The organism is Endozoicomonas sp. ALE010, assembly GCF_049310165.1.
Lineage (GTDB): Bacteria > Pseudomonadota > Gammaproteobacteria > Pseudomonadales > Endozoicomonadaceae > Endozoicomonas.
This window is the reverse complement of record NZ_JBLYNV010000126.1, coordinates 1-5,641: the sequence shown is the minus strand read 5'-3', so window position 1 is coordinate 5,641 and position 5,641 is coordinate 1. Positions and strand designations below refer to the sequence as shown.

The following is a 5,641-nucleotide window of genomic DNA, read 5'->3' as shown; positions in this document are numbered from 1 at the left end:
CACCATCAATCCCGGCTATTTCGTCGGACGGGAAGCGCTGAGCCTGGCCCTGACCAGCCGCTGCACCCAAATCAGGCTGGCAGCCCTTGACCCGGAAGACCTGGCAAGGCTGGTGCAGAGATTGCCCAAGATACCCGAAGAGTTGCCCCAATGGCTGGCGGATCACTTCCACCAACTGGCCACAGCGCTGCATCAGCAGAACAGCCCGATGCAACTGGCACTGGACGACCTGTTTCGCAGCGCCCGGCAGCTGGCCGGTCAGCGCCCTGAACAGTGGGATCAGGCCTTGCGACAACACCTGTCACTGCCCTTTCGCGCTTTAAAGAAACTGCTGCCCCCGCTACAGGAAGATACCGCTCGCCTGGCACGAATCAAGCAGGAAGAACAACGACGCCAGGACCTTGAGGCCAGCGCCAATAGCATACCCGGTCTGTTGACGCCCATCATGGTACAGTTCGGGCCTGTACCCCGTTGTCGTGACCGGGTAATCACCGTGACACCGATGGCAACAGATCAGGACGTCATCACGATTGTGCAGGCCATGCAACAAGGCCTGGAGACCCGCCACAAGAACGGGTCAACGGTAAATCCGAAAAGAAACAGTCATTCGGCTTCCCCCTCCGCATTTGGCGATATTGTGGCTCCCCGCCACTTCAGGATCACCAGATACTTCCCTGAAACTCCTTACGATGCCCGCCAATATCGTCTCTTTTTTGTCCAGACCCATCTGGATGAAGACGGCCAGTTGCGCGACTACCCCATCGACTGGACAAATGGCACGATAACCCCTGTGCCAGGATGGCCTGATGATATCGTCTGGCGGACCGACCTTGGCGCCGATGAACTGCCCGGCAAAATTGCGCTGACCCTGAATAATCAATGGCAGCCCTTGCCTGCCCTGACGCCCTCGGACCAGCTCAGGGCACTGCGCGGCACCCCGGACACCCCCATTGAGCTGGCCCGAAGCGAGCTGACAGGGCAATTGTTAATCAAAAGTAAGGCATCCGCACCATCACCGGTAACGGTGGACTTTATCATTGCCCCCGGGCAAACCTATTTTACCCCGCTGAAACCGGGCGAGTGTCTGACATTACAAGAGGGATTGTGCAGTCAACGGCTTGCAGATCTGCTGGCAAAGCAGATTTTTTGCTCCGAAACAAACAGCTGCAAAGCCTATGAACAGCTGCGTGGCATCGATGAGATCATTAATGTTCCGCAACGGCTGATGGCGTTGATGGATTGGCTGGCTACATTTTCTGACAGCAAAAATGTGACCGGACAAGATGAACAGCTGTTGCTGAATATGCTCAGGGAGAAACAAGGAGTTTGCCGACACAAGGCGACGATCTTCCAGGTGCTCTGCCACTATTGGGGGATTCCTGCCCGGCAAATAGAGAATGCTTCGCACCGTTTTGTTGAGATCAGCCCCGATGGCGGCCACACCTGGCGACAATACCAACTCGGTGGTGGCGGACGGTCCACTGCAGATATCACAGAACCCGACTGGGGGGATTATCGTCAACCAGAGTGCACTAAGCTGAAGTCACCCGAGGAGTATGCCTGTTCCGACCAATTAATCGATTCACGGGAAAACTTCTTAGCTTTAGGTGTCGATTACTTTATTGCACAACAATTAGAGATAAACAAAAACCGATCAGCTTTGACTGAGTCTATGCATAACGATCTCTACTCTACCTTAATCAGAAACCCCTCCGACATTGCTATCAACTATGTGCTGGAACATTGGGGGATAGCGTTATCGCCACAAATATTTTACCTGACTGTTGGTAAAGACATAGAATTCTGGGAACGTTTCATAGAAAAAAGCGCCTGGTTTGATGGTGAGTGCCATAGCCAGGCAATAAGTCATTTCGATGATTCGTATACAAAGATACTATCTCAGCTGATACAGGCAAAAAAGCCCGATGCTAATTATTTGAACTGGCTATGTGATCTTTACTGCTCAGCACCTCAATTTCTGAAATATATATTATTGGCCATCTTACAGAGGTTCTCCGGGGCCTGTGATTCCTGTCAGTTGCAAGACCGGGTAAAATCAATGCTTGAGTCTTATTCTCTGAGTCCCAAACCAGTTAACCTTGTTGAAATTAAAAGCGTAGAACCAGAATTTTCACAGCACTGCATAAACCTGATCAAAACGATCACCATGAGCCGCTCCCTTTTGGAGCGACTATCCCAGCCTCGCATCCATCAACAATTCCACCACCAACCTGTGGGCAATAGCATTATCATCCCTGAAAAGCTTATGGCCGGTGAGGCAGCTTTCCTGAACGTATCAAAATCTACAAGCTACAAACCCATTATTTTTGACTGTACTTCTTTGTCTGAAAAAGCGGTGGATGAAAAGATTGAAGAAAAAATAAAATCTGGATTAAAGACAGTAATCAGTGACATACATGATAGTGTAAACCATTTGCCGTTCAGCGAATCAATAAGAAAAATATTCTTTAACTGGCTGGCAGCGCATCACATGAATGATACTACTCCTCTCACTTGGATAACTCATTATTATGAGGAGTATTCCGAGACAGTGCAGCCTTTCTTTACTACGCTGCTTACGCATGCCGATCAGCAAGTTGACCCCATGACCCAATTAAAATTACCGCCAAAACGTTTAAAAGACCATTTTAACCGGCCTTCCGCTGTCGTTCTTCAGGAGGATGATTTGCTGATTCTTTTAGATGAGTTTCTTGCACAGATCGAAAACAGGTAGTGGCTCTTTCAGAATTCCAGACCAATGCTTCGTGGGCTAAATAGCTGGCCATATGGAATCACATATTTCTGGCTACTTATGATTTCATTTGGTAGTAATGCCATCAGCATACCGGCCAGCCAGTTGAACTGGTTTTCCTTTCGGTTGAGCATCCACTCATCATGAATTGTCCATTTAGCCCTGGCGGCCACCGCCACAGCAAAATGAGGTTTCCGTGGCAGGAACGTTCTTATTATTTTGTTGTCTTAAATTTCCTGACACCGGCATTCATAAATCAGGCATGGATGATCAAATGGACAAAATAACAAATGAAGTTATCAATTATCACTCCTTGCCAAATCAAACAGTAACCCACTCTTTACCACACCAGGAGGGAGACATAAGGAAAATATCGGATTTTTCCGATGGACAGACAAAGCTTCAGCAATCTTCAGCAAAGCGATCAAGATTAATAGAACCTCAAGAAGTCCCAACGCCTGATTTAGGACAAAGGACAACAGTCGCCTGTCAAGTTACCTCTCACTTGCAAAGCGATCACCCCACCGCCCGCTCAACGGATCAGGAAGCGGCCCATCAGAGCCTGAGCACCGGTGAGTTCTATTTTGCCAATACTCCGTTAACCCAACAGCGAATTATTGATCAATTACGCCATGAACAGCCTGCAACGTATTGCATTCGCGCGCTGGCTGATCTGGAAAAACAGGGCCTGATGCAACAAACCTGGCTAGAGGGCGGCCAATTACAAAAAGCAGAAGGCCGACTGTTTACGGATGAGCCGATGACCCTGGTGTTTGACCTGACCTCCATGACACCCGGTGATATCGCCAGCTTTAATGACCTTCTTCAGGTGGGACCCAAGTGTAACGATAAACCACTGGGCGACCACATCCGACGGGTATTTCTGGTCAACCACGGGATGCTGGACGGAAGTAAGCCCGCCAACCCCGACCTCTGGCGCAGATTGGGGCAAATGCCGGAAAAGGCCGTATCAGAAGCCGACTGCCATATTGCTGATTCGGTGACCGATGAAACCTTGCTGGCCCAAAAAAACACGGAAGACATCCCGGCCAATGCCCTCCGCGTCAACATCAACTTTGCCACCACCGACAACTGGTACCATCAACTCTTTGGTGGTATCACCCTCAATGATCGGGGTCGGCTGGTTTTTTCTGAAGGGGCTTTGGCCAACCTGAAAGAGAATACCCACCTTGTGCTTAACAATGCACCCTGGGAAGACACTGGCTTCCAGGCAGCCCTGGCAACGGCCATACGTGTTGGCGGATTTACCGCCAACAAGCAATGGGTCCGGCTGCCTGAGCAGATATCCCTGTCCGTAGCCCATGTCGGTGCCACCGAACTCAACGCCCGGAAAGATCAGACGATCAGCGACAGCACCGTTTTTTGCCCCCAAAGCCCGTTTGTGGTGATAAACGGCAGCTCAATCGAGCGTCTCAAAGGCCATGTGATGGTAGAGGGCACTGCCGTTGTGCAAACGGATATGCTCGCTAATCTGCTGCAAGGTTGCAGGCAACTGGTGCTTACTGGCGAGCTGGATGACAAACAGTGGTTATGGTTATTGTGCCGACTGGAGGAATTACCGGCGAGTAAAAAACCACAGTTGTTTACCAATTTGCCAACCGATTTGTTGCTCCCTGCAAGGGCTGGCGACTGTCCAACCACGGGAGCCTGCAACCCACACTGCGCCACTTTCACTTATCAGATCAACCCCGGGGATACCCTGGAATCCCTGCAACAGGTCAACCTCACCAGCCAGAGCCGTTTCACTTTTTCACTGACCAACAGTCGGCTGCTGGATGCCCTGGTCAATGGAACAGCAACGACCCTTTATGGTCTGGAGCGCAACCCGGAATTGGCTGCCAACCTGGAAACCCTGTTATTACCCGCCCCTTACCTGTTTATTCATGGGCACAAGATGGAACTGCCAAAGGCACGGGTTACCTTCATGCCTCCCCCGGGGCAGCAAACCACCGGCTCAACATTGATCAACGCCCTGCTCAACGTTTCCGACAGCCAACAACCCGCACCGGAAAACCCGATCTACTCCCTGCTGATGTCACTGCCCCGATCCTGTCAAAGGCTCTACCCGGACAGACCGCCCTGGACCGGGGAGGATTTTCAGTATCGGTTTGACCAACAGGCCGAGGCAGAACGCCTGCTGGACGGTAGCCCCGGGCTTCTGCCCTGCCATCAACGCCGAGCCTTGCATGTGCTGTTGGCCAAGGCTTATCGTGGCGATCCGGAGATTTACAGTTTCATCAAGGCGAAAATTGCCGGTTATTATCCGGATCAGCCCACTGACAACCGTGCCGACCGATCCGCCCTGGAGCAATGGCTGGCCCGACACCCGGCCCCCGAGCTTAGGGACATTGAGGCTTGTTTCTGGACGCTGGCCCGGCACTGTCCGGCCACGGTTCACCAGGACAGCAAAGAACCGGATGACATAGATAACAACTCGGTGAAAGAGCTGGCCACTTATGTGGTCGCCGCTGCTGCCCCCGCACGGCAGCGGCCCATGGCGCAACGATTGGCGGTCGATCTTCGGCTGGCCCGGAAAAAATGCTTGTTTGACGGGCACCTGCGCTCAACCTTAAAAGATACTCTGATCGCCCAACGGTCATTACTCAGGCAAGACACCATCATCAGCCAAACGGTCGGGATGCTGGAGAGCCAGATTATCGCCATTGTGAATCAGACCGATCAACAGAAATCACGACAGATCCGGGAGATACTGGCCACGGCCTTTGTTGATGATCAGTTACCCGGGCCGTGTCAGGATCTGCCCGACACCCTCCTTGCCCGGCAGCGCTCTGACCGGTTCCGGCAGGAGCGGCGTCTGGAGCATTTGGCCCAGAGGGTCCGGGAGCATCCCGTGGTGTTCCTGCAGGG

General features: G+C 52.0%; 3 protein-coding genes. 2 read left to right on the top strand and 1 reads right to left on the bottom strand.

Annotated elements, in window-relative coordinates; translation table 11 throughout:
• Positions 1 to 2,734: transglutaminase-like domain-containing protein (locus ACO6UY_RS23825; RefSeq protein ID WP_422491520.1), on the top strand; the 2,734-nt coding region annotated here is incomplete at its 5' end.
• An 8-nt stretch (positions 2,735 to 2,742) separates the two neighbouring features.
• Here the strand turns inward: ACO6UY_RS23825 and ACO6UY_RS23820 are convergent.
• Entirely contained in the window at positions 2,743 to 2,931 is a 189-nt protein-coding gene (locus ACO6UY_RS23820) for a hypothetical protein (RefSeq protein WP_422449611.1), read from the bottom strand.
• A 326-nt stretch (positions 2,932 to 3,257) separates the two neighbouring features.
• On the opposite strand from ACO6UY_RS23820, the gene ACO6UY_RS23815 reads away from it, so the two are divergent.
• A partial coding sequence (locus ACO6UY_RS23815) for a hypothetical protein (protein WP_422491519.1) occupies positions 3,258 to 5,641 on the top strand: 2,384 nt, incomplete at its 3' end.